General features: G+C 59.0%; 1 protein-coding gene and 1 pseudogene. Both read right to left on the reverse strand.

Annotated elements, in window-relative coordinates; genetic code table 11:
- Positions 1-362, reverse strand: a 362-nt coding sequence (locus J5M71_RS28700) for a UUP1 family membrane protein (protein WP_207839066.1), incomplete at its 3' end; no start/stop codon positions are given.
- 5 nt (positions 363-367) lie between these two features.
- A pseudogene (locus J5M71_RS28705) lies at positions 368-437 on the reverse strand (ATP-dependent zinc protease); the annotation flags it as partial.

The raw sequence follows: 437 nt of genomic DNA on the forward strand, positions 1-437 counted from the left end.
GTGTAGCGCTTGGTCAGCACCAGACGGTAATACAAGGTCTGGTTGCCCTTGGCGCGACGGGCCGACCAGGTCACCTTGCGGTTGCCGTCGATGCGGTTGACCGCGACGCCGTAGTTATTGGAGATGAAGCTTTCGTTGAGGCTCACGTAATCGCGGCTCAACGGCGGCACGAACATCTGGATCTTCACCGGATCCTTGGTGCTGGCGACGAACTCGACCTTGGCGTCGATGTTCCACAGGTCGTCGGTGGCGTCTTCGGTCACCGGGATGCCGAGCACGAAAATCTGATAGGCCGTAACCGAAACGCCCAGCAGCACCAGCACGGCGATCAGGATTTTCAGGTGGAAGGTTAGAGAACGCATGGAAATTACTCGGCGGTGTGAGCGGCGATGGTGCAGGCAGGTTTGCCGGCAGCGTATTTAAGACTGGGGTCGACC

Origin of the sequence: Pseudomonas sp. 43(2021), from assembly GCF_017490805.1 — a bacterium.
Classification (GTDB): domain Bacteria; phylum Pseudomonadota; class Gammaproteobacteria; order Pseudomonadales; family Pseudomonadaceae; genus Aquipseudomonas.